Annotated in this window: 23 protein-coding genes, 3 tRNA genes, 1 pseudogene and 1 riboswitch; of the genes and pseudogenes, 17 read left to right on the forward strand and 10 right to left on the reverse strand. The window is 32.9% G+C overall.

Features of this window, described 5'->3' with window-relative positions; genetic code table 11:
- Window positions 1–37: 37 nt before the first annotated feature.
- The 3 genes from GCQ56_RS17795 to GCQ56_RS17805 form a co-directional block, all read right to left on the reverse strand.
- Window positions 38–110: transfer RNA gene (locus GCQ56_RS17795), tRNA-Lys, on the reverse strand.
- A 35-nt stretch (window positions 111–145) separates the two neighbouring features.
- Window positions 146–218: transfer RNA gene (locus tag GCQ56_RS17800), tRNA-Lys, on the reverse strand.
- Between the two features lie 37 nt (window positions 219–255).
- Window positions 256–328, reverse strand: a tRNA-Lys gene (locus tag GCQ56_RS17805).
- 420 nt (window positions 329–748) lie between these two features.
- Here GCQ56_RS17805 and GCQ56_RS17810 point away from each other — a divergent pair.
- Together GCQ56_RS17810 and GCQ56_RS17815 are read left to right on the forward strand one after the other, a co-directional pair.
- Window positions 749–1,558: an SDR family oxidoreductase gene (locus GCQ56_RS17810; protein WP_152735887.1), complete on the forward strand. Its 810-nt coding sequence runs from the start codon at window positions 749–751 to the stop codon at window positions 1,556–1,558.
- Between the two features lie 115 nt (window positions 1,559–1,673).
- A complete protein-coding gene (locus GCQ56_RS17815; RefSeq protein ID WP_152735888.1) occupies window positions 1,674–2,417 on the forward strand; it encodes an RNA polymerase sigma factor in 744 nt (247 codons plus the stop codon).
- Window positions 2,418–2,426: 9 nt separating this feature from the next.
- On the opposite strand, the gene GCQ56_RS17820 is transcribed toward GCQ56_RS17815, so the two are convergent.
- Window positions 2,427–3,434, reverse strand: coding sequence for a YitT family protein (locus GCQ56_RS17820; protein ID WP_152735889.1), 1,008 nt, complete (start codon window positions 3,432–3,434; stop codon window positions 2,427–2,429).
- Window positions 3,435–3,615: 181 nt separating this feature from the next.
- On the opposite strand from GCQ56_RS17820, the gene GCQ56_RS17825 reads away from it, so the two are divergent.
- From GCQ56_RS17825 to GCQ56_RS17855, 7 genes are all read left to right on the forward strand, one after another.
- Window positions 3,616–4,164, forward strand: a complete 549-nt coding sequence (locus GCQ56_RS17825) for a 1-acyl-sn-glycerol-3-phosphate acyltransferase (RefSeq protein ID WP_152735890.1) — start codon at window positions 3,616–3,618, stop codon at window positions 4,162–4,164.
- A gap of 10 nt (window positions 4,165–4,174) precedes the next feature.
- Window positions 4,175–4,957: an amidohydrolase gene (locus tag GCQ56_RS17830; RefSeq protein ID WP_152735891.1), complete on the forward strand. Its 783-nt coding sequence runs from the start codon at window positions 4,175–4,177 to the stop codon at window positions 4,955–4,957.
- Between the two features lie 171 nt (window positions 4,958–5,128).
- On the forward strand, window positions 5,129–5,506 hold the full coding sequence (locus tag GCQ56_RS17835; protein WP_152735892.1) for a BlaI/MecI/CopY family transcriptional regulator: 378 nt from the start codon (window positions 5,129–5,131) through the stop codon (window positions 5,504–5,506).
- Between the two features lie 53 nt (window positions 5,507–5,559).
- Window positions 5,560–7,341, forward strand: coding sequence for a M56 family metallopeptidase (locus GCQ56_RS17840; RefSeq protein ID WP_193323830.1), 1,782 nt, complete (start codon window positions 5,560–5,562; stop codon window positions 7,339–7,341).
- 100 nt (window positions 7,342–7,441) lie between these two features.
- Complete coding sequence (locus GCQ56_RS17845) at window positions 7,442–8,146, forward strand: energy transducer TonB (protein ID WP_152735894.1); 705 nt, start codon at window positions 7,442–7,444, stop codon at window positions 8,144–8,146.
- 78 nt (window positions 8,147–8,224) lie between these two features.
- Complete coding sequence (locus GCQ56_RS17850; RefSeq protein WP_152735895.1) at window positions 8,225–8,926, forward strand: energy transducer TonB; 702 nt, start codon at window positions 8,225–8,227, stop codon at window positions 8,924–8,926.
- A gap of 186 nt (window positions 8,927–9,112) precedes the next feature.
- Window positions 9,113–9,832, forward strand: a complete 720-nt coding sequence (locus GCQ56_RS17855) for an energy transducer TonB (RefSeq protein WP_152735896.1) — start codon at window positions 9,113–9,115, stop codon at window positions 9,830–9,832.
- 57 nt (window positions 9,833–9,889) lie between these two features.
- Here the strand turns inward: GCQ56_RS17855 and GCQ56_RS17860 are convergent, their stop codons facing one another.
- Window positions 9,890–10,588, reverse strand: a complete 699-nt coding sequence (locus GCQ56_RS17860; RefSeq protein WP_227006109.1) for a B3/4 domain-containing protein — start codon at window positions 10,586–10,588, stop codon at window positions 9,890–9,892.
- A 114-nt stretch (window positions 10,589–10,702) separates the two neighbouring features.
- Here GCQ56_RS17860 and GCQ56_RS17865 point away from each other — a divergent pair, with 114 nt between their 5' ends.
- The 3 genes from GCQ56_RS17865 to folK are packed head-to-tail and all read left to right on the forward strand — an operon-like array spanning window position 10,703 to window position 12,169.
- Complete coding sequence (locus GCQ56_RS17865) at window positions 10,703–11,425, forward strand: SDR family NAD(P)-dependent oxidoreductase (protein ID WP_193323831.1); 723 nt, start codon at window positions 10,703–10,705, stop codon at window positions 11,423–11,425.
- Between the two features lie 9 nt (window positions 11,426–11,434).
- On the forward strand, window positions 11,435–11,785 hold the full coding sequence (gene folX / locus GCQ56_RS17870) for a dihydroneopterin triphosphate 2'-epimerase (protein WP_152735899.1): 351 nt from the start codon (window positions 11,435–11,437) through the stop codon (window positions 11,783–11,785).
- Between the two features lie 15 nt (window positions 11,786–11,800).
- Complete coding sequence (gene folK / locus GCQ56_RS17875; protein WP_152735900.1) at window positions 11,801–12,169, forward strand: 2-amino-4-hydroxy-6-hydroxymethyldihydropteridine diphosphokinase; 369 nt, start codon at window positions 11,801–11,803, stop codon at window positions 12,167–12,169.
- Here folK and GCQ56_RS17880 read toward each other — a convergent pair.
- Together GCQ56_RS17880 and GCQ56_RS17885 are read right to left on the reverse strand one after the other, a co-directional pair.
- Window positions 12,157–12,558: a (deoxy)nucleoside triphosphate pyrophosphohydrolase gene (locus tag GCQ56_RS17880; protein WP_152735901.1), complete on the reverse strand. Its 402-nt coding sequence runs from the start codon at window positions 12,556–12,558 to the stop codon at window positions 12,157–12,159. The two genes, folK and GCQ56_RS17880, sit on opposite strands and share 13 nt — an antisense overlap.
- Entirely contained in the window at window positions 12,559–12,939 is a 381-nt protein-coding gene (locus tag GCQ56_RS17885) for a C-GCAxxG-C-C family (seleno)protein (protein ID WP_152735902.1), read from the reverse strand.
- Between the two features lie 209 nt (window positions 12,940–13,148).
- Here GCQ56_RS17885 and GCQ56_RS17890 point away from each other — a divergent pair, with 209 nt between their 5' ends.
- Entirely contained in the window at window positions 13,149–13,805 is a 657-nt protein-coding gene (locus tag GCQ56_RS17890; protein WP_152735903.1) for a hypothetical protein, read from the forward strand.
- Here the strand turns inward: GCQ56_RS17890 and GCQ56_RS17895 are convergent.
- From GCQ56_RS17895 to GCQ56_RS17905, 3 genes are all read right to left on the reverse strand, one after another.
- A complete protein-coding gene (locus tag GCQ56_RS17895) occupies window positions 13,802–14,215 on the reverse strand; it encodes a hypothetical protein (RefSeq protein ID WP_152735904.1) in 414 nt (137 codons plus the stop codon). The two genes, GCQ56_RS17890 and GCQ56_RS17895, sit on opposite strands and share 4 nt — an antisense overlap.
- A 74-nt stretch (window positions 14,216–14,289) precedes the next feature.
- Window positions 14,290–16,587: an ATP-dependent helicase gene (locus GCQ56_RS17900; RefSeq protein WP_152735905.1), complete on the reverse strand. Its 2,298-nt coding sequence runs from the start codon at window positions 16,585–16,587 to the stop codon at window positions 14,290–14,292.
- A 21-nt stretch (window positions 16,588–16,608) separates the two neighbouring features.
- Window positions 16,609–19,317, reverse strand: coding sequence for a DEAD/DEAH box helicase (locus GCQ56_RS17905; RefSeq protein ID WP_152735906.1), 2,709 nt, complete (start codon window positions 19,315–19,317; stop codon window positions 16,609–16,611).
- A 258-nt stretch (window positions 19,318–19,575) separates the two neighbouring features.
- Here GCQ56_RS17905 and GCQ56_RS17910 point away from each other — a divergent pair, with 258 nt between their 5' ends.
- The 4 genes and pseudogenes from GCQ56_RS17910 to thiD all read left to right on the forward strand — a co-directional run bounded on the left by GCQ56_RS17910 (window position 19,576) and on the right by thiD (window position 22,620).
- Window positions 19,576–20,802: a DUF6051 family protein gene (locus GCQ56_RS17910; protein WP_152735907.1), complete on the forward strand. Its 1,227-nt coding sequence runs from the start codon at window positions 19,576–19,578 to the stop codon at window positions 20,800–20,802.
- A 127-nt stretch (window positions 20,803–20,929) separates the two neighbouring features.
- Window positions 20,930–21,100 (forward strand): annotated as a pseudogene (locus GCQ56_RS17915) (hypothetical protein); the annotation flags it as partial.
- Between the two features lie 69 nt (window positions 21,101–21,169).
- Window positions 21,170–21,508: a hypothetical protein gene (locus tag GCQ56_RS17920; protein WP_152735909.1), complete on the forward strand. Its 339-nt coding sequence runs from the start codon at window positions 21,170–21,172 to the stop codon at window positions 21,506–21,508.
- A gap of 38 nt (window positions 21,509–21,546) precedes the next feature.
- A riboswitch (TPP riboswitch) is annotated at window positions 21,547–21,644 on the forward strand.
- Window positions 21,645–21,810: 166 nt separating this feature from the next.
- Window positions 21,811–22,620: a bifunctional hydroxymethylpyrimidine kinase/phosphomethylpyrimidine kinase gene (gene thiD, locus GCQ56_RS17925; protein ID WP_152735910.1), complete on the forward strand. Its 810-nt coding sequence runs from the start codon at window positions 21,811–21,813 to the stop codon at window positions 22,618–22,620.
- Window positions 22,621–22,644: the final 24 nt, after the last annotated feature.

Genomic DNA, 22,644 nt, shown 5'->3' on the forward strand with positions numbered 1-22,644 from the left:
TAAAAAAACCATCGATGTAATTATCGACGGTTTTTAGTGATCCCTCTGGGGTTCGAACCCAGGACCCCAACATTAAAAGTGTTGTGCTCTACCAGCTGAGCTAAGGAATCATCCTGATTTTTTGAAGACTTTGGTTGTCTATAAGTGATCCCTCTGGGGTTCGAACCCAGGACCCCAACATTAAAAGTGTTGTGCTCTACCAGCTGAGCTAAGGAATCATCCTGATTTTTTGTAAAAGACTTTGGTTGTCTTTAGTGATCCCTCTGGGGTTCGAACCCAGGACCCCAACATTAAAAGTGTTGTGCTCTACCAGCTGAGCTAAGGAATCATTGTGTATGCTTTGTTTTCAAAAGCGATGCAAATATAGAGCGATTAAATTGAAATCGCAAACTCTATTTTGCCGAAATTAATGGTTTTTACACCAGTAAACAATACTTACCTGCTTTATAGTATTGGCGGGCAATTTGATATAAAAATGAAAAAAAAACGCAAAAAAATATAAATCTTGAAAAAACTCTTGTTTTGCTTATGATAACGGTGATTTTTGAGTGAAAAAATCAAATTGGTAAGCGAATTTTAAAAATAAAGAATTAGCAGTTTTGGAGCATCTCAAAATGAAAAAAACGTCATAAACGAAAAATAATTTTAATTTTGTGATCGAATTTTTCAGCTAAAATTGGATCTAATATTATATCTGATGACTGAGAAATTCCATTTTAATAGATTTAACTCTTAACGATTCGTCTTCATGGAAAATAAAGTTGTAGTAATAACCGGAGCTTCATCTGGAATTGGTAAAGCATTGGCATTTGAATTTGCATCCCGAGGATCGAAAGTTGTATTGGCAGCTCGTAATACCGATAAATTGAAAGAAGTTGAAAATGAATTATTGGCGAATGGCACTGAAGTTTTATCTGTGAAAACCGATGTTAGCATTGAGGAGGATTGTAAGGGTTTAATGGAAAAATCGATTGAGCGTTTTGGAGTTATCGATGTTCTTATTAACAATGCAGGAATATCCATGAGAGCACTTTTTGCAGATTTAGACCTATCGGTTTTAAAACAATTAATGGATGTAAATTTCTGGGGAACGGTGTACTGTACCAAATATGCTATGCCATATATTACTAAAGCAAAAGGCTCAGTAGTTGGTGTTATTTCTATTGCTGGATATATTGGTTTACCAGCACGATCGGGATACTCAGCTTCTAAATATGCTATTCGTGGCTTTTTAGATACATTAAGAGTAGAGAACTTAAAAACTGGGGTGCACGTATTGGTAGCTGCACCTGGATTTACAGCTTCCAACGTAAGAAATGTTGCCTTAACGGCTGATGGTTCAAGTCAGGGAGAAACTCCACGTGACGAAGATAAAATGATGAGTGCTGAAGAATGTGCGCGATTAATTGCTAAAGCTGTGGTGAAACGTAAACGAGAGTTAATTATGACTTTTGTAGAAGGAAAAATAACGGTTTGGTTAAAAAAATGGTTTCCTTCTTTATTAGAGAAATTAACTTACAATCATATGGCAAAAGAACCCAATTCACCACTAAAGTAAGGGATTGAATTTTTGACGAGTATTAGCAATAGTACTCGTTTTGTTTTTTTTAGCTGTAACATTTATAATTATTGCAAGTAAACAATGATTATTGTGACCAATGTGTCACTAAACTATGACTACTACATACTTAATGGATAAATCTCATTTTAATACGTTTATCTTTTCCAATGCGAATAAGATATACAGTTACGTTTTTTGTATTTTAAAAAATCCTGAAGAAACAATGGAGGTTGTTTCTTTAACGATAGAGGAATGCTGGAAAAAAAGAAAGAATTTTTCACATACAGAAATAACCTACGCATTTAAAGTAGCGCGTAATTTGGCCAAAAATAAAGCATCTTATTGTAGGCAATCAGCAGTGCAGAATGGATCAACAGAATTGGAAGTTAATCCGGTGTTAGATTTGTTTTGCAAACTTATAAAAGATCTGGCACCTGTTCAGGCAGAGGTAATGTGCCTTCGATCACTGACAAGATTAAGTATCGATGAAATCTCAATTGTGGTTGGTTTAGGGATAAATAATGTAATATCTATATTAGCAAATACACGAAAATTAATTCGAGCTAAGATTGATCCTAAAGGCATTTTAAATGATATGAATTGTCACGAATTCTTACTAAAGTATTATTCAGGAAATACTACTCTAGAAGAAGAGGAGAAACTGAGAATATACATTTTAAGAATGGATTTAACAGAAATTCCGGAGGCAGATTGTGAATTGTTTAAGTTGTTTCTAGAAGTTGGAGGTTGTGAAATGCCTAAACATTACACTGATTTATTGAATGTAAAGATAAAGGAATTACAGAATGATAACTGGAGAAAGTCATTATCTAGGTTTTTTCTAATGGGTGAATAATGTTAATTCTTAAGATCTATCGTTAAGAGATTTGAAGCCTTTCCCTAATATTTCATTTGTTTCCATTACGGTTATAAAAGCGTTAGAGTCAATGGAATGGATGTAGTCCTGTAGCATTGACAGTTCACGGCGATTAACAACCATAAAAATCATATTTTTTTCACTACCATCATACATTCCAGTACCTTTTAAAAAGGTGCCGCCTCTATTCATATCACCAATTACTTTATCCTTAATTTCTTCGTATTTGTCTGATATAATGAACAAAGCCTTTTCATAATTAGAACCTTGCATAGTTATATCAATAACTTTTCCGATAATGAACACAACAATCCATGAATAAAGTGGAATTTGCCAATCAGGTTTAATATACAAACTACATAGAACAATTAATGAATCGATATAAATTACAGTTTGCCCTAAAGGCATTTTAAGGTACTTAGCGGTAATCATTGCTAGAATATCTGAGCCGGCAGATGTTGCTCTGGCTTTAAGAATTAAACCCAAACCAAAACCAATTAAAATACCTCCAAAAATACACGATAACAAAACATCATCAACTAATGGAATAACTCCCCACCAAGCTGTAAGTGTATCAATAAAAAGTGCACAAAGAATAAACGAGATGACTGTTTTTATCCCAAATCTCGGACCTAATATCTTAACACCAATAAAACTTAAAGGAATATTTATAGCCAAACTGGCAATTCCAACGGGAATTCCACCACCAAAGCGTCGGAATAAATCATTGGAGTAATCCATAAAATGATATAGCAATCCTGAGAAAAACCCAGTATAATCATCTGGATTAAGTGCACCGAATAATCCTTGAGGAAATAAACCTACAGTCAGTTTGTTAATAACAATTCCAATTCCGTATATACTACCAGGAACTAAATCGTAGGGAACGATAAAAAAAACAAATCCGGCAGCCATAATAAATGCACCGGCAAATACTAGAGAATAATTATAAAACCATTTCCCCGAAAATATAGAGTCCTTTTGTAGAAAAGCCAAAATCAGTAATTTTTTTTGTGGTTGATAATAATGCGTAAGATTAGTAAGATTTCCTAAAAAATAATAATTTTTATTAGAATTCTTTACGCTTTTTGCACCTTTTAGTGGAAAAAGGATAATGAGGAGTTGTTTTACAAACAAAGAATTGATTGTTTTGCAATACAAATATTAATACATAAAAATGAGAGCAAAATTAAGCAGACTGATCATGAAAATGTTTGGTTGGAAATACATAGGTGAAATTCCGGAGATTAAAAAAGCAGTAATAATTGCGGTACCGCATACTTCAAATTGGGATTTTGTTTGGGGAAAACTTACTTTCTTAGCTTATGGAATAAAAACAACTATTTTAATGAAAAAAGAGATGTATGTTTTTCCTATAAAGTACCTTTTAAAATCATGGGGAGTAATTCCCATTGATCGATCGAAAAAGGGAAATATGACGGATCAGTTGGCTGAGGAATTTGCAAAAAGAGATTCTCTTTACCTTTCACTTTCGCCTGAAGGTAGCCGAAGTTTGAGAACTGAATGGAAGAGAGGATTTTACTATATTGCCTTAAAGGCTAATGTGCCAATTTATTTGGCGAAAATTGATTATGAAGAAAAGAGCTTAACATGTGGCGAAGCTTTTTATCCTACGGGGGATGTTGAGAAAGATATGAAGTATATTAAGAGTGCTTATATAGGTTGCAAACCAAAATATCCGGAGAAATTCTCCACAGGATTATAGAATTGCTGATATGACTGATTTATTGAATGTGAGTTTGATTCAATCTTCATTAGAATGGGGAGATGTAGAAGAAAATTTAAATCATTTATCCAAGTTACTTGTTGGTTTAAATGAAAAAACGGACTTAGTGATTTTACCTGAAATGTTTACTTCGGGTTTTTTAATGAATGAAAAGGAACGAATTGCTCCGTATGAAGCTATTACGTTGGGCTGGATGCAGAAGCAAGCTTCAAAACTCCACACTGTTATTGTTGGTAGCATAATTGTTGAAGAGCAAGGACAATACTTTAATAGATTGTATGTTGTTAATCAATCCGGTGTAATGTGCAGTTACGATAAAAGACACTTGTTTAGGATGGGAGAGGAGAATAAGCATTTCTCTGCCGGTAAAGAGCGTAAGGTTTTTAAAATTGGCAATTGGCGTATTTGTCCTTTGGTTTGTTATGATCTTCGGTTTCCTGTTTGGAGTAGAAATACGAATAATTATGATCTGCTTATTTATGTTGCCAACTGGCCATCGGCAAGAAGAGAGGTCTGGAATACGTTATTAAAGGCAAGAGCTATTGAAAATCAAACCTATGTTGCAGGTGTTAATCGTATTGGTGAAGATGGATTGAACCTGACCTATAAAGGAGATACATGTTTTATTGATGCCAAGGGAAAACTTATTGCAAAATGCGAGGATAATAAATCTGAAATTATTTCCTCGGAATTAAACTTGAAAGATTTAAAGGATTTTAGAAAGAAATTTCCGGTACTACTTGATGCTGATGCGTTTCAGATTGAAATTTAATTTGACTTTATAGGTCTGTATAATAGTTGGTTGTAATTTTTTGGCAATTCTATTATTAATATATCCTTGCAAAACTAAAAAGATAGTTCTATATTTATGTCTATGATCTGAGAAAACTAATCCTATTCTTTTTAAAGATCAATGTCCCACTTTTATACAAAACAAAAAACAATGAAAGAATTAACAAGAGCGGAAGAACAGGTGATGCAAATTCTATGGGAATTAGAAAGTGCATTTGTAAAGGAGGTAATTGAACTGATACCTGAACCTAAACCTGCCTATAATACCGTTTCTACTATTGTTAGAATCCTCGAAAAAAAAGGATTTGTTGGTCACGTAGCTTATGGTAAAAGTCATCGTTACCATCCTCTGATTACAAAAAAAGAATATACCAGAAAGTTTATGAAAGGTTTTGTGCGAAATTACTTTTCCAATTCGTATCGTGATATGGTTTCATTTTTTGCTAAAGAGGAACAAGTTAGTTTATCTGAGCTGGAAGAGGTAAAAAGAATGGTAGAAGAACAAATTAAAAGACAAAGCGATAGCTAAAAATTTGAATGGTAACAGGCATTATTTTATATTTTCTTCAATCAACAATTTGCATGGCATTTTTTTATGCTTTGTATTCGTTGTTCCTTAAGAGAGATACTTTCTTTAGGGTCAATCGTGTGTTTTTGTTGTTGACTTTAGCCGCTTCGTTACTTATCCCATCTTTAAAAATTCCATTTCAGCCCGAAAGTGGTTCAGCAACTGTTGATTTGGCAATGATTGAGGCAGTTGTAGTTACTTCTCATCAATATCTAAATAGTAATATGTTAGGAGAGGTGGTTGTTACTCCAATTGTTGAGAAATCATATAGCTGGTATCAATACCTTGGTTTTATATATTTTATAGGGGCTTTATTATTATCGGTTCGTTTTCTGAAAAATTTAATTCAGCTTCTGATATGGAGCAGAACCAATAAAAGAATTAAAAAAGATGGAGTGCAATTGGTGGTAATGAAAGACAATTATCCGCCATTTTCATTTTTAAATTCAATTTTCATTTGCAAAGAGGATTATGGAAAACCTGAATTTAATTCCATACTGGCGCATGAAAGAGTTCATGTAGATGAATTGCATACATTCGATTTAATAATCATTGAGGTTCTATCTGTTTTATTTTGGTTGAATCCATTTGTGTGGATGTATAAATCTTCATTACAAGAAGTCCATGAATATCTGGCGGATGATCGTGTTGTTAAGGGACACATAAATGCCAATGAGTACAAAATGCACATTGTCAATCAATTTGCAGGAGGAGAATTATTTAGATTGGCAAATAATTTCGGGCAATCTACTCTAAAGAAGAGAATTTCTATGCTAGGGAAAATTAAAACACCAAAAATTGCTCTGGTTAAGTTATTACTCTTACTTCCAATTTTTGCGGTTTTGTTTTCAGCTTTTGCTTTCACCATTGAAGAAAAAGAGAAATTATCGACAAATTTTTCAATTAGTGAATTTGTTTCTTCAGATTTAAAACGATTTTATTCATTCTCGAGTGATATTTACTCATTAGATTCGAAAGATGAGTTTACATTTACAAATAAAAACAACGCTCATGCTATTAGAAGTCTGGAGCATAAGGATAAAGTGAACCCAAATAAGGTATATCATATTGCTGATGTAATGCCTGTTTACCCTGGTGGTATTAAGGCTCTTCAAAAATTTATCAAGAGTAAGATTAACTATCCTGACAAGGCTCAATTGAATGGAATAGAAGGAAGAGTGTTTGTATCTTTTGTAGTAGGAAAAGAGGGAAATGTAAAGAATGTTAATGTAATACGTAGTGAACATCCTAGCTTAAATGCTGAAGCTAAAAGGGTAATTTCAGAATTGCCTGATTGGAAGCCTGGAAAAAACAAGGGAAGTTTTGTAAATGTGGCTTATTCATTCCCTGTTAATTTTGAGCTAAATAATTTTAGAGTTGAATCCATCAATACACCTGAACCATTAGTTGCAAAAATTAAAAATGCATCAGATTATCATCTGGATAACGTACTTAAGCTAAAAGAAAGTGTTTCTAAATCGAATGGATATATTGTTGCAGAAAAATTGCCAGAATTTCCAGGTGGACGAATCGCATTGCGTAAATATATTGCACGAAATGTAAAATATCCTGTTTTAGCAGCAGAACAAGGATATGAGGGGTATGTATTTGTGAAATTTATGGTGAATGAAGATGGTAGTGTATCGGATGCATATGTGCTTAAAGGTGCAAATGTTGAGTTAAATACGGAAGCCTTACGCATGGTTAATGCAATGCCAAAATGGTCTCCAGGAGAACAAAATGGAACTAAAGTTGCAGTTAGTTATACAATTCCTATTCGTTTTGCTTTGAATTAATAAATTTTTTTACGTATATTAACTAAGAATTTAGTTCAGTAACTATTTTTTTAGGAGAAAAAAATAAACCAATTTATTGTCTAACCAAAAAATCAATATTATGGAAATTAAGAAAAACCCACGCCACGATTTAGAAAAGAAAAGATCTATGTTTCTACAGATCGGTTTCTTATTGAGTTTTGCTATTGTTTTTGCAGCTTTTGAATACAAAACCCCAATTGAAGAAACAGCTGTACTTGATTTTGATCCTCTTGAAGAATTAGATGAAATGATTCCCATTACCGTACAAGATAAAGAAAAACCTAAACAAGAGATCAAGGTTAAAAAATTAGATCTGTTAGATATAATGATAACAGAAGATGAAGATGAGGAGGATGATTTGGAAATTGTAGATTCTGATGCTTCGGAAGATGATTCATATGATATACAGGATGTTGTAGAAGAAGAGGAAATTATTGATGAAGATACTCCATTTGTAAGAGTTGAAAATATGCCAATTTTTAATCCACGAAAGAATAAAACTTACGAAGAGGGATTGAGGGATTTGTTTATAACCATGCAGAAAATGACCAAATACCCAATTATTGCGCAAGAGAATGGTATTCAAGGGAAAGTTTTTGTAAAATTTGTTGTTTCAAAAACAGGAGATATTACAAATGTACAGGTAGTTAGATCGGTTGACCCAGCATTGGATAAAGAAGCGATTAGAGTTGTTAGAAACTTACCGAAGTTTAAGCCTGGCATGCAGCGAAACAGACCTGCTAGTGTTTGGTTTAGCGGATACATATCGTTTGTTTTGCAGTGATATTTTTTTATCCAGTATAACTAAAAAAATAGTTTAAGATTTAAAAGAAAATAGATTGTTTCATTAAAATTGAAAACTATGAAAGAGAAAAAGAATCCAAAATATAATCTTGAAAGAAAAAGAGTATTGTTTTTACAATTCGGTTTTGTATTTAGTTTTTTGTTTGTATTAATGGCTTTCGAATATCGGGTTCCTATGGAAGAGGCAGAGGATATAGATTTTGTAGCTTGGGACGTTACAGATGAGCTAATTCCGGTTACTTTTAGGGAACCCGAAAAGCCTAATGAACCACCAAAAATTAAGAAATTGGTATTATTAGATCCATTAGTAGTAGATGATGATGATGAGGTTGATCCTTATGAGCCTGAAGACTCTTTTGGTGATCCTGGTGAAGATATTCCTTTACCTGTCTTTGATGATGTTATAGAAGATGACGAGGTGACGACTTTTGTAATTGTTGAAGATATGCCAATTTTTAATCCTTCCAAAAATAGAACTTTTGAAGAAGGACAGATAGATTTATTCAGAACAGTTCAAAAAATGGTAAAGTATCCCGCCATAGCTCAAGAATCTTGTATTGAGGGTAAGGTTTTTGTAAGATTTGTGGTAACAAAAAATGGAGATATAGGTAACATAGAAATTACTCGTTCTGTTGATCCATCGCTCGATAAGGAGGTGATCCGTGTCATAAAAAAGCTTCCTAAGTTTAAAGCAGGAATGCAAAGAAATAAGGCTGTTCCAGTTTACTATTCGGCTTATGTGAATTTCAAATTGCAATAATCAAATTAATCATTATAGAAAGATTTTTTCCGAAACTATAAAGCTTAAATTTCGTATTATCAATTAGCACAACGTTCATTGAATTCATTCTCTCATAAGATCCGCAACCTAATACAAAACAGCTTACTTAAGTGCTAGGCTTGCGGTTCTATTTTTATCGTCATGTTACCTTAAAAATCTTTAGCTATGATACCTAAGAAGAATCCAAATGTTGATTTGGAAAAACGTAAATCGTTATTCTTTGAAATTGGATTAGTTGTGGCTCTGGCGATAACCTTTATTTCTTTTGAATGGAAATCGAATGTAAAAGAAGTTGTAGATTTTAAACAAGTTGGTGAGTTTACAATTGATGAGGAAATGGTACCGATTACCAGACAGGAAGAGATAAAAGTTCCACCAAAACTGCCTCCCAAAATCAGGGTAACCGATGTGATTACAATAGTTGATGATGATGTTGAAGTTGAAGAAGAATTAGAGATTATTGAAATCGACATTGATCAGGAAACAGAAATTGAATTTCAACAACCAATTGAAGTTATTGCAGAAGAAGAGGTTGATGATGAAGCTCAGATTTTTGTAATCGTAGAGGAAATGCCAATTTTCCGTCCAGATATTTGTAAAAATAAAAAGGAAGGAGATGAGGAACTCTATCGGTACATTTACTCTAAGATTAAATATCCGGTAATTGCCCAGGAAAATGGAATTGTTGGTAGAGTTTTTGTGAAATTTATAGTTGGGAAAGATGGTGGTGTTTACAATGTAGAAATTTTAAGAGGTGTTGATCCTTCTCTAGATAAAGAAGCTATAAGGGTGATTAAAAATTTACCTAAATTTCAACCGGGAATGCAAAGAGGGAAACCGGTGAAAGTTTCTTATACTTCGGTAATAAAATTTGTATTACAATAATTAAGTACACAGACTTGAAAAGGAAAGTCCGCTAATTTTAAAAGCGGACTTTTTACATTATATAATTGCTGTTTCAATGCATGTAGCTTTTGCATATTTTTCCAACAAATTAATGGCAAAATTCATTGATTCAGGCAAATCAATTTCTGATTGAAAACTTATAATAATCATTAAAAAGTTGGTGCATTCGGTGTTAATTGAAGTTCGTATTGAATCACTAGTAGGACTGCCAAAAGCTCCTATATCATCCCTAAATACAGGTAGAAACTCAATGTTTAATTTTCCTTTTCCAATGCCTTGATAATCTTCCTCTTTTTTACCAATGCCAAATTTTACATCTCCAGTAATTTTATCAGCATTGTAACCTCCTATTGAAAAGCCACTTTCAATCGAAACCAAGTTCAGCAAATCAACAATATTATTGATTTTGTATAAGCCTTTTTCATTTACAATTCGGCGTAACAAAGCTTCCGCAGATAATCGATATCTGCTCGGATGTTTACCTACGGTTTTATATCCTTGTTTAGAGCTTTTTATCGTCGATAAATTCCTAATTTTCTCAATGCTCAATTCATTTGTTTTCTTTTTTATAGAGGTATTAATTACTTCCCATAGAGCAGCATTGTTTTCTTCGGTTTCTACCTTGCATTGAATAATTCCCAATCTTAAATCAGGACAAAGAGTCTTTAATTGGCTTTCGATTTCTATTTTGGTCATTTCTGTGTTTAAATATTGGTAATTTGATTCTCTACTCAAAAATAGGAAATTTTAAAGCTAAAAAATTTAGTCGATCATTAAATTATTTTATCATAAATTTTTTATCAGAAAAGATATTCCATAACTTTAATGGGAATCGTAGAATTTAAGTTTATGCAAGATAAAACAGTATTAATAACTGGAGGAGCAAAGCGTATAGGAAAACATTTATCCAATTATCTGGCTGAAAAGGGATATCATATTGCCATTCATTATAATTCTTCGAAAATAGAAGCTTTAAAATTACAAGCTGAATTGCAATCAAAATATGTAAATGGTGTTTTTAAAATATTCCATTGTGATTTAAGCGATGAAAATGAAGTAGAGAAGTTAATGGATAAAGTGATGATGCATTTCGAAAGAATTGATTTGTTGGTAAATAATGCATCTGTTTTTGAACCTGGTATAATTCGTGAAAGTAGTGTAAAACTTTATAATAATCAGTTTGATATCAATCTTAAAGCTCCTTTTGTTCTAACTAGAGATTTTGCTTTAAATAATAAAAAAGGAAATATTATTAATTTTTTGGATACCCGCATTTCGAGCAATAGTAATTCTCATTCGGCATACAGTATTTCCAAGGTTGGCCTGGCTCATTTAACTAAAATGGCAGCATTGGAATTTGGTCCTGATATTCGTGTAAATGGAATAGCTCCGGGAGCAACTTTATCACCAGAAGGGAAAGGAGATGATTACTTAGCAAAGGTAGCAGAAAAAACACCAATGAAGATTCCTGGTGGAATTGAACCGATTTTGCAATCGATAAATTATATTTTAACTAATAAAAATCTTACCGGACAAATTTTGTATTGCGACGGTGGAGAACAACTCTTATAAATTTTGCTTATGGCGATTATTCGTGTGAAAAATTTGTTAATTCGAACTTATATTGGTTTTAATCCTGATGAATTGAGAAACAAGCAAGACGTTGTTATTAATATGACGATTAAAGCTAATGTTGAGGAAGCGATTAAGAATGATGATGTTGAGAATTCATACAATTATAAAACTATTACAAAAAAGGTAATTACGCTTGTTCAGGAAGGGAAATTTAAAATGTTAGAGAATTTAACTCAGCAAATTTTAGATTTAATCCTGCTAAATCCTCAGGTAGAATGGGCTAAAGTAGAAGTTGACAAACCTCATGCCTTACGCTTTGCAGAATCGGTTTCTATTGAGTTAGAATCTAGTCGTTAAACTTACTTTTTAATCATGAATGAATGTATTTTAGGTATAGGTTCGAACATTAATGCTGATGAAAATATCCGTAGGATGCTCTGTTTGTTAGCTAAAGATCATTGGGTTGGCAAACATTCTTCATGGCTGAAGACCGCGCCAATTGGAATTACTGATCAGGATGATTTTGTAAATGGAGCAGTTCATGTTAAAACGAATCATGGAATCGAAGAATTTACCAAATACTTAAAACAATTAGAAGATAAACTGGGAAGAGATCGGACTTTACCAAAATTTGGTCCGAGAACGATCGATTTGGATATTGTAGTTTGGAATGGTGAGATAAAAGATCAAGATTATCACACTCGTGATTTTGTGAAGGATTCTGTTGATCAATTACTCTGATTTAAACTTTGAAAAAGTAAATTGACCAATTCAATGTCCGCAGAAGCCCAATCCAAAGTTTTCAAATCGGAGATGTTTACCCAACAAATGTTTTGATGAACATGAGTATGAAATTCACCAGAAATATGTTCCACAAAAAAGGCTTTTAGTAGAATTACTTTATTTCCATAATCGTATTCGCTTTCTCCTAAATAAGCTATAACTTTTGTGTCAATATTTAATTCTTCCTTAAGTTCACGTACAATGCATTCTTCTGCAGATTCGCCAACTTCTATTTTTCCACCAGGAAATTCCCATTTCAGGCTGTGCTCATCATTATGACTTCGTTGAGCAGCAAGAATTCGGTTTTCTTTTTGAATAATTGCAGCAGTAACTTCAATCTTTTTCATTTATTTGCCTCCCTCTTTTGGAGTAAGTTCCTCAAGTAAGTTGGCTGCAAGTTTCACTAGATTTTTGCAGGACATACTGTAATTAAAACGTATATCAAAACAGGTTAAAAATTCTGATTTTTCTTGAAACCTTTTGCTAAACTCTTCAGATAATTCAGGATTGTTTTTTATTAATTCCAAAGCTGCAAAATAGGCTCCACAATTGCCATCTATCGCTTTCCCATTGCCAAACTTGGCGAATTCAGAAATTTCATCGTTGCTAATATTGTATTCATCCTGAAAAGCTTTGTAAATAGCTTGTGCGCAGTTGTAATATCCCGGAGGCTTGTGAAAGTATTTCAAGGCAATATCAGCCTTACTTTTTTTGTAAAAAAAACTCATTGTAAAGGTTCAAGTTGGTTACTAGCAAATGTATGATTTTCCTTAAAAAATATCGAACAGATTTATTGTTTTTTAGCATATAATAAAAAACTAGTTTTTTAATTTAAAATGAATCTAATGTCTCGCTTATTGTTCAATTGTTATTGATTGTGTAATTTAACATTTCACAAGAGTTATTATAATTACAATCATATAAAGGGAGAAGTAAAATGGGGAATAAAAATCCTTGGATATTGGGCTTAATTATTTTATGTTTTTTTACTTATTATGCATGGAATAGTTTCACTTTACCAACAGTTTTTTTTGGAGAAACGATAAAGAAGGAGGCGTTTGTGTATGAGACAAAATTTCGAATGGGGAAACTTGGGAAAGGTTGGAAGCAAACCATTCGTTATTTTTATTTTGTAGATGGAGAACGCTACGCTGGTAAATATTCTTTAAAAGGTAATCAAAAACATCAGAAGGTTGGCAATAAAATTTCCTTAACGGTGTCAGTATTAAATCCTGAAAAACATAAAGTAAGAGCTTTTTACAAGTACGAGAGGTTTTATTACAAAACAGACCGGAAATTTTATGTTCCTCAAAGTGTTGGGTATAAGAATCTATTTCTGGATAAAGATGTTTTTCAGATAGAGAATTTTTCTATTCAAAATGATTCAATCTCTAAAATATTTGGACAGGTAGAACATTTTAACGATACTACAATTGTTTTAGAACCTATTGTTTTTTATTATCGAACCAAAACCCATTTCAGTTATAAGATTATAAATAAAATTGATTCGAAGAAATATCTGCAAAATTCAAAATACTTCTATCGCGATGGAATGTCTGTACTAACAAATGGTATTGAGGAATATTGGAATTAATTTTGATTTAAACGATATCTTAGGGTATTGATTTTCTTTTCCAAACTTAATGAGAATTCGTTGGATTCTTTTTCTACAAACTCAAATAGGGATAGGGATTTTTCAAAATATTCAAGCCCTGAAGAAATGTTATTATTAGTAAATTGCATTTCTCCTTCGACAAAGAAAAGTTCAGCTAATATTTGTAAGTGCCCACTTGTGTAATTGTGTTTTGTAAGTAATTCTGTAGTAAGCTGATTTTTCGGAATTTTTCTAAAATAGGAGGCATCTTCTTTTAAGAAATCACGATATGAATTTTCTAAAATTTTTGAAGCTTGCTTTGAATCTCCTTTTTTTGCTAAACCAATAATACGGGCAATTACTTCCGCAATCATTTCTATCATTCTAAGGATATAATCTTTCTGATACATGAATTGAGTGTTTTTAAATTGGAAATCTAATTTAGCATTAAATATGGAATGTACTGTTAAGTTTGTTGTGATATTTACACTTTAACTAGTGGAGCCCAGGCTGAGGCAAAACTTTTTTCTCCAAATTTACCGAAATCACAAATTACATCTTGTGTATTTGCTGATATTATTTCACCTGTACCATATTTTGGGTGTTTTACCTTAGTTCCAATTTGCCATTTTAAACTTGCTTTGGATTCGATCTTTATTTCTTCCTCATGTTTTGGAATTGGTGCATCTACTGAAGGGGAAAGTTTTTCAATTAATGAGCTGGGAATTGAATTTAAAAAATAGGAAGGACCATCCTGAGCATTCCATGCGTTGGATTGTGTATGCCAGGATATTTCCATGTGATTTCGGGCACGAGTTAATGCAACAAATAGCAGTCGTTTCTCTTCTTTTAAATGATCGTGACTAGCTTTTTTTCGCTCTAAGGGAATAATGCCTGAATTTGCGCCACTCAGAAACACATAGTCAAATTCCAAACCCTTGGCAGCATGAATGGTCAACAATCGAACTCCATTACTAATCTTTTGTATGCCATTGTTAATTTGAAAATGCCCTTCTAAATTAACCTGACTCATTGCAGCTTGATATATTTCCAACCAATCGCCAAAATAATTTTTTGATGTATAGTGGTCAAGTTCCTTTAAAGCAATTTTAATATCAGAAACATACTCTTGATAGTTTATTGAGGTTGGTTTTAAAAAGACATCCAGAGATAAATAATTATAAAGGTCTTGATTTTCTTTTTTAGAACATAAATAATCAGGTAAACCCAATAATTTTTGTGAAAGTTCAATATGTTGGTTGTGTTTTTTATGCTTCACGGATAAGAAGTATGAAAAAGCTTCTAATTTCGATTCAAATTTTTTTCCTTCAGTAAACTTATTAAATGTGGTCAGTAATCTTTTTCCAGCATTTAAGCATCCAAAATCTGAGGAAGTAAATACTTGTAAAATGCTATCCATGTCGTTAGGATGTAATCCTGACAGGAGTAATTTTTGTAACCAAAAAAGAGCAATTTGTTCTCGTAAACTGGTTTTGCTTACCACTTCACATGGTATGCCTTCTAGCTGAAAAATAGATTCGAATATTGTTATTTGTTGTCTGGTTCGAAAAAGAATGGCAATTTCTTCCCATGCAGCACCTTTACCATAGAGCTCCTTAAATTTTTGAACGTAATAATATGCTTCCTGATGATCGTCGAAATGATTTCGTATAATCAATTTTTTTCCTTCTGAACGTGTAGCCTGCAAGGCGTTTTCATCTTCTTGCAATAAGCATGAAGCAGCATTGAGTATTTGTCCCGAAGTCCTGTAATTAAATGGGAGTCGCATGATTTTACATGAACTGTCCTCTATATAATTTTTAAATATTTTACTTGTACTTCCGCGCCAAGCATAAATACTTTGGTTTGGATCTCCAACAGCAAAAAAGTGAGTTTGGATACCGTTTAAATAACGAATAAACTCAAGTTGTTCATTATTACAATCCTGAAACTCATCTACAATAATCCAATTTGGAAGAAATGTTTTTTGCTGATTTAGAAGCCAATTGGCAACTGAAATTAAATCATCGAAATCCATAAGGTTATTTGCCTGCTTTTCCTCTCGAGATAGTTTAAGTAGCTGATCTAAATCATCTGGTTTTTTCATGTTTCCGTAAAGAATTTGCTTTTCATTACGGTATAGTTTTAATCGCTTATCGAGTTTGTTGCGATATTTTACATCCAATTCATGACTTAAAATAAGACGCTGTAGAAAATCTTCTTTTGCCTCCTGATCCATAATCGAAAAAGTGGGTGTGAACCCCAACTCACTTAGATTGGAATGTTCTTTTAGTAATTGGCGGGCAACAGAATGAAATGTTCCAAAGTAGCGCAATTCGTTATTGTCTGGAGGTGTCGAATTTTCATAAAACGACAGAATTCTCTCTTTAATTTCACGTGCAGCTTTATTGGTAAAGGTTAAAACTGCCATTTGAGATAAAGGAACACCTTTTATAAAATGGAGATACAAAACCTTATGAGTTAGAACGGTGGTTTTTCCACTTCCAACCATTGCACTTAGCAATACTTTTTTATCATCAGAAAAAACGGCTTGTAACTGGTAATTATTCAGTTTTTTTAATGCAATAGCTAATTTGGTATGTATCGATTTAATTTTCTCAAAAAATTGGCTATAATCACCTGAAGGTTCAGAAAATCTATCCATTGGAATGTGATGTGGATTTTCTGGAGTTCCTTCGGATTCGAAAGCAGCAATAGGATCAAATTCATTGCCTTCGAATTCCGTATTTTTAAATTTTCTATGTAGTCCTTTTAAGCTCAATTTATTGCGAATGTGTTGTTTTTAATTGTTTAGATATCCCTTGCCATTACTCATCATCCTTTGTAATTTCAATTGATTTTTCAAATTTACTTCACCATCATCAGGACGTAATAGTAACTCAAAATGTTCCGGAAGGTCGATTACTTTACTCAATTCTGATTGTATTCCCTCTATTACGTCAGGTTTTTGTGCCAATTTTAAAGAACTATCAGAAAAATAAAGAATCAGTTTAGAACTTTTAATTTCTTGTAAACTACTTTGCTTTAAAAACCTTGCTCCAAAAAGATTTTCTCGATCAAATCGATTTAAAACTTCTTGCCAGTTTTCTTCAAGCTGTTTCCATGGCATTTTTGCTTGTGGTTTATTTTGATATTGAACCAATCCGTCAATTTGAATATTTGAAGGAAGAGGTACTTCTTTATAAAAGGAGCGAAGAGCCCATAGAATTAGGTGTTTGTTTATTCTATGATCACCAACACAGGCAGGACAGCCATTATTACAAGCGCAATTTTTCAGTAGATTTCCAGCATTTTGAATAATCTCATTTAAAAATTCGTATGCTTTTTCAGAGAAACCTAATCCTCCTGGATACTCATCAAATAAAATGATAGCATGTTTATGCTGGTGTGATTTAGGATGAGCAAAACCAAATATATCTCCACCTAAGTCGGAATAGGTTGCCATAACTCGCATAGAGGCTGCAGCTTTTAAACAGTGCACCAATCCTTCGGTATAATCGAATCGAGGAATGCTTTTATCATCTGGCATTTGTTTTTGGGGCTCCAAACTAGGCGCTTTACCCGTAGCAACAAATACATGAACAACATTATCAGGTATTTGAATCCAGCAAGCTTCCGTTTCCATTTGTGTTTGTAGAATCTGATTCAATCCTTCATATCCTAAATTTTGATGAGAATTGAATTGTACCATCTTGTATCCTGAAACTAAAACGCTAACACGAACATCTCCAAAACATGAATAGATTCTGTGTTTCTCATTTTGTTCATGCTCCATTAAAATGTCAATTGTTCCTGGTTTATGTGGTTCTGTGTAATAATTAGAATCCACCTCTTTAACCCAGGCAGTTTTGCTTTCCAAATCTAAATCCAAACTTTTATATTGTATGCTGTCATGCAGATAAATGGCTCCCGAATAGAATTCCTTTTTTGCCTGAACTAAATCAACCGTTGTAATGGTTTTTTCTTTTTCGCGATCAACGATTTTAATGGTATCGCTAGTAATATTTCTTAAGCTGATTTCATGAGCAGGCGATATCTGACCACTCCATTGGTATTGGGCATTGTGTTCACTTATTTCACCTTCTTTTTGTAAGAGAGGAATAATTTCTCCCAAGTCAGGAAAGCTTGCAATATCATCAATACTTAGTGGTAATTCTGCAGAAGCAGCACGAATGTGAGCCAATTGTATGTACAAATTGTTTTTGTCGATTACTGCATTTTCAGATTCCGATTCTAACAACCAATTAGGATTCATTCCTACATATTGGTCCATAGGTTTTTCCTTCAGCATGAGAACAGCATGAGCTTTGTTGCCATTTCGTCCTGCTCGTCCCAATTGCTGCCAAAAACTCGCACGTGTTCCAGGGAATCCACCCATAACAACCATATCTAAAGCTCCAATATCAATACCCAATTCTAATGCGGATGTAGAAACAACGCCATAGATTTTTCCATCCACCAAATCTTTTTCGATTTTCGCACGTTCCAAAGGAGTATAGCCACCACGGTAAGCCGATATTTTATCAGAGAAGTCAGGACCTAATTTTAAAGGATCCTGAGCTAATATATCTCTACACTCTTTGGTGACAACTTCAGTTTCCCTTCGCGACATACAGAATGTAATGACACGAGTACAATTTTCTATTAAATCGGGAAGGAAACCTTTCAACTCTTCTGTTACTGATCTTTTGCGTTGAGCTTCCTTGATATATTCAGGTTGCCAAAAATGAATTTCCTTTTCTGGTGCAGGCGAACCATCTTTTTCGATCAATTCAAAAGCTTGATGACAAATGTTTTCAGCCAGTTCCGCAGGATTAGCAATGGTTGCCGAGCTGCACAAAAATCTTGGTGTATTGCCATGATAATTGCAAACACGCAATAAACGCCTCATTACATTAGATACGTGTGATCCAAAAGCTCCTCGGTAGGCATGTAATTCATCAATTACGATAAAATCTAAATTGGCAAATAAATGAGGAAAACCATAACGATTGTGATTAGGTAGAAAAGTAGCATTAATCATATCCGGATTGGTGAGAATGATATTAGCCTCTTCACGAATTTTCGATCTTTCTGATGCAGGAGTATCACCATCGTAAATTCCCGCTTGTATGCGATGCTTACCAAAATATTCAACAAACTCTACAATATTGCGAAGCTGATCCTTAGTTAATGCTTTGGTAGGATAGATAAAGAGAGCTCTTCGGCTTGGGTTCTCTAATATTCGCTGAATTACCGGAAGGTAAAATGATAAGGATTTTCCACTTGCAGTCCCTGTAGTAATCACTACAGATTTACCTTGAATTGCCCGTTTGTACATTTCAGCCTGATGAGAATATAATTGCTCGTAGCCCATTTGGCGAATACATTCCTTCAGTTCTGGATTCATTTCTTCCGGTATCACGGCGAAAGAGGCTTTACGAGCAGGTAATATTTTTGATGATAGTATTCGGTTGGTATAGTTTGCTAATATTTCCTGTATTTTCTGCATAATTAAAAATGTGAATTTACAAAGGTAATCCAATTGAACTGTTGTTGAGAATTTCACCTAAGAATTTCGTACATCAAGAACTAATTATTAGTTTTGATAAACGCTATGCTCTATGAATTGGTAGTAAAACACGGTCACTTTGTAATGTATTAAAAAGACAAAAAGTCTATTAATGTGGAGGTTTTAATCAATTTGATTTTATTTAGTTTCATTTCAAAATCTATCCATAGGGTGTATTGAATATATAAATACTTTATTATGAATTATTCAAATCGTCTGTTGAAATTAAAAGAGGCATTTATCCAAAGAGAGTTAAAAACTGAAGTAAATGATTTGGAGTTACATTGCCTTAATTTTCATTCAACTGCTCATGATATTTTACCTGGAAAGTCGGAATATCATTGTGCAAAGCATTTGCTGGATTTTAAGGAAAGTATATTACAATATAATGAAATTGGTTCGATACAAGATGACGTACATGTAGAAGATACCGTTGTTGATGAAAATCAAAATTTCAAGTACAATATCCTAAAGCCCAAAGGGAATAGTCTTGTTAAAAAAGTCACATTTGTTTTTCATGGATTCAATGAAAAAACTTGGGATAAGTATTTACCATGGGGGCAGGAGATTTGTGAAAGAACTCAAAGTGCGGTTGTTTTCTTCCCTATAGCTTTTCATATGCAACGAGCACCAAAGTATTGGAGTGATAAAAAAGCAATGTTTGAATTGAGTAAAAATCGAAGGAATCGATTTCCAAATATTATTGGTTCATCCTTATCAAATGTAGCTATTAGCATGCGTCTTCATTCTATGCCACAAAGATTTATTTGGTCGGGCTTACAAACATATTACGATATTATTCAATTTATTGAGGAATGCAAAGATGGTAAACATGAATTAATTGATAAGGATTTTTCTTTTAATATTTTTGCTTATTCTATAGGTGGATTACTTGCTGAGATTTTGAAGTTGTCGAATTATAAAAATTATTTTAAAGGAGTAAAATTGTGTTTATTTTGTAGTGGAGCTGTTTTTAATCGATTATCGCCAGTTTCTAAATTTATTTTGGATTCAGAGGCAAATGTCGCCTTATATTCTTATCTAGTCGAGCATTTTAATAGTTTTTTAAAGAAAGATGGTCTTTTACGCCATTATATTGAAGAGGATCATTTGGAAGGAAAAGTTTTTCATGCCATGTTAGAATATAATCGAATGAGAGATTTTAGAGAAGCTTTGTTTGGGAAAGTAGAAAAGGAGATTTATGCTTTAGCATTAAAAGCAGATACTGTTTTCCCTTCTTATGAAATAGAAAATACTTTAAAGGGAGCCTCTAGAAAGATTAATATTAAGGTTGAGGAGATTGATTTTGATTATGATTACACACATGAAAATCCTTTTCCCACTTCTAAAGTTGATTCAGAAAAGGTGATGGATAGTTTAAATCTTGTGTTTGAAAAGGTAGCTGATTTTTTTAATGAAAGTTAATTGTGAATTAGCGAATTAGGAGCTGTAAAATAATAGGTTGGTGTGTTTGTTTTGTTATTTATTAAAGAATGTATCTACTGATATTATTGGATTTGTAAGCTGTTGAGGTTGATCTGGTAAAAAATCGGTTTCAAGAGCTAAAATGATGATTGAAAAAGGAGCAGCTATTATAGCTATGGCTTCATGCATAAAAAATGGCAATCTTATCGGTTATGCTTGTCCTCATTTTGAAACAATGAGAGGTGCTCTTAAAAAACTAATAATAGATAAGGTGCAACTACTTGACTGGATATATTAATTGATTCTTTTATTGTTTTCTATATTGATTTTCTATATATTTATAACATAATTTGTAGAAATTGAACTTATGAAAGCAATATTTAGTCTTTTGTCACTTCTAATATTTGCAACAAGCCTTATGGGGCAAGTGAAATTTGAAGATGATTATTTGAAAAATTGGGAACAATTTAAAAAAGAGAATGCACCTTTCAATAAACAACAGAAGCAAGTTGTTTTGTTTGATATAGAAGATGATGCTAAGGAAATTAAATTGGGTGACTTAAGTTATAAAACGGAGTCACTTACCGTTGGACAAGAAATAATAGGAGTTGCTCTACATGTAACTGCAGCTATTAGAGAAAACCAACTTTATAAAAATAAAATTTGGAAAGATCCTGCAAAGTATTTTGTGGAAGGATATTATTAAATGAATAGAATGGCATTGGTAAAATAATTTTATCTTTGTTTCTCCGTTAGGAGTGCTTGAATTGTTATTCAGGCTGAGATTTTACCCTTTACCTGATCTGCATAATTGTAGCGTAGGGAAACGATTCATATGATAGAATAAATATAATATAGATTGAACCGTTTCGTTTTGTACGAAGCGGTTTTTTTATGCTAAAATTTAAGTGTGAATTGTCTAATAATAAATAACTATTAACTCACACACAAGAAGGATTTTTAACGTATGGTAAGTTACAGCTGATTGTAACATGAAAAAATAAAGAAATGAAAAAATACAAGACAGTTCTAAGTATTGCAGGAAGTGATTCTGGAGGCGGCGCCGGAATTCAGGCTGATATTAAAACCATTTCGGCTTGTGGATGTTTTACTACTACGGCAATTACAGCTATAACTGTTCAGAATACCTTAGGCGTAAGTAATGTATTTCCAATTCCAGGAAATATTTTGGAAGAACAAATCGAATCAGTTTTATCGGATATCGGTGCTGATGCCATAAAAATCGGGATGTTGCATTCTTCGGATATAATTCGTAGAGTAAGTAAAATACTTAGCAGGTATGAAGTTCGAAATGTAGTTCTTGATCCGGTAATGCTTGCTACATCAGGTGATGCATTGTTGAAAAATGAGGCAATTGATGCGTTGAAAAATGATTTAATTCCTAAAGTAAGAGTGATAACTCCAAATATTCCTGAAGTTGAAGTGTTGAGTGGTTCGAAGATAAAATCGCACGCTGATGTTTTGAACTGTGCAAAAGAACTAGCTAATGAATACAAGGTATCTGTTTTACTGAAAGCTGGACATATGAATAGTTCTGAGTTAATCGATGTATTTTACGATTTTGAAAATCAAGAGAGATTGGAAATGAAATCTAACAAAATAGATTCAGTAAATACTCACGGAACAGGTTGTACCATGTCATCTGCTTTTGCCGCTTTTTTAGCAAGGGGATATGATTTGCAATCAGCAGCTTTACAAGCAAAAAGATATATTAATGAAGCAATAAAAGCTGGTGCTGATTATGAAATAGGACAAGGACACGGAGCAGTAAAACATTTTTATAAGTTTTGGGAATAATCAGTTTTTTCTGATAATTAATTA

It is taken from the genome of Marinifilum sp. N1E240 (genome assembly GCF_009295825.1).
Classification (GTDB): domain Bacteria; phylum Bacteroidota; class Bacteroidia; order Bacteroidales; family Marinifilaceae; genus Marinifilum_A; species Marinifilum_A sediminis.

Coding starts and splice junctions, on each gene's coding strand:
- GCQ56_RS17810 (WP_152735887.1), top strand. CDS start 749: ATGGAAAATAAAGTTGTAGTAATAACCGGAGCTTCATCTGGAATTGGT.
- GCQ56_RS17815 (WP_152735888.1), top strand. CDS start 1,674: ATGACTACTACATACTTAATGGATAAATCTCATTTTAATACGTTTATC.
- GCQ56_RS17825 (WP_152735890.1), top strand. CDS start 3,616: ATGAGAGCAAAATTAAGCAGACTGATCATGAAAATGTTTGGTTGGAAA.
- GCQ56_RS17830 (WP_152735891.1), top strand. CDS start 4,175: ATGACTGATTTATTGAATGTGAGTTTGATTCAATCTTCATTAGAATGG.
- GCQ56_RS17835 (WP_152735892.1), top strand. CDS start 5,129: ATGAAAGAATTAACAAGAGCGGAAGAACAGGTGATGCAAATTCTATGG.
- GCQ56_RS17840 (WP_193323830.1), top strand. CDS start 5,560: ATGGCATTTTTTTATGCTTTGTATTCGTTGTTCCTTAAGAGAGATACT.
- GCQ56_RS17845 (WP_152735894.1), top strand. CDS start 7,442: ATGGAAATTAAGAAAAACCCACGCCACGATTTAGAAAAGAAAAGATCT.
- GCQ56_RS17850 (WP_152735895.1), top strand. CDS start 8,225: ATGAAAGAGAAAAAGAATCCAAAATATAATCTTGAAAGAAAAAGAGTA.
- GCQ56_RS17855 (WP_152735896.1), top strand. CDS start 9,113: ATGATACCTAAGAAGAATCCAAATGTTGATTTGGAAAAACGTAAATCG.
- GCQ56_RS17865 (WP_193323831.1), top strand. CDS start 10,703: ATGCAAGATAAAACAGTATTAATAACTGGAGGAGCAAAGCGTATAGGA.
- folX (WP_152735899.1), top strand. CDS start 11,435: ATGGCGATTATTCGTGTGAAAAATTTGTTAATTCGAACTTATATTGGT.
- folK (WP_152735900.1), top strand. CDS start 11,801: ATGAATGAATGTATTTTAGGTATAGGTTCGAACATTAATGCTGATGAA.
- GCQ56_RS17880 (WP_152735901.1), bottom strand. CDS start 12,558: ATGAAAAAGATTGAAGTTACTGCTGCAATTATTCAAAAAGAAAACCGA.
- GCQ56_RS17885 (WP_152735902.1), bottom strand. CDS start 12,939: ATGAGTTTTTTTTACAAAAAAAGTAAGGCTGATATTGCCTTGAAATAC.
- GCQ56_RS17890 (WP_152735903.1), top strand. CDS start 13,149: ATGGGGAATAAAAATCCTTGGATATTGGGCTTAATTATTTTATGTTTT.
- GCQ56_RS17895 (WP_152735904.1), bottom strand. CDS start 14,215: ATGTATCAGAAAGATTATATCCTTAGAATGATAGAAATGATTGCGGAA.
- GCQ56_RS17905 (WP_152735906.1), bottom strand. CDS start 19,317: ATGCAGAAAATACAGGAAATATTAGCAAACTATACCAACCGAATACTA.
- GCQ56_RS17910 (WP_152735907.1), top strand. CDS start 19,576: ATGAATTATTCAAATCGTCTGTTGAAATTAAAAGAGGCATTTATCCAA.
- GCQ56_RS17920 (WP_152735909.1), top strand. CDS start 21,170: ATGAAAGCAATATTTAGTCTTTTGTCACTTCTAATATTTGCAACAAGC.
- thiD (WP_152735910.1), top strand. CDS start 21,811: ATGAAAAAATACAAGACAGTTCTAAGTATTGCAGGAAGTGATTCTGGA.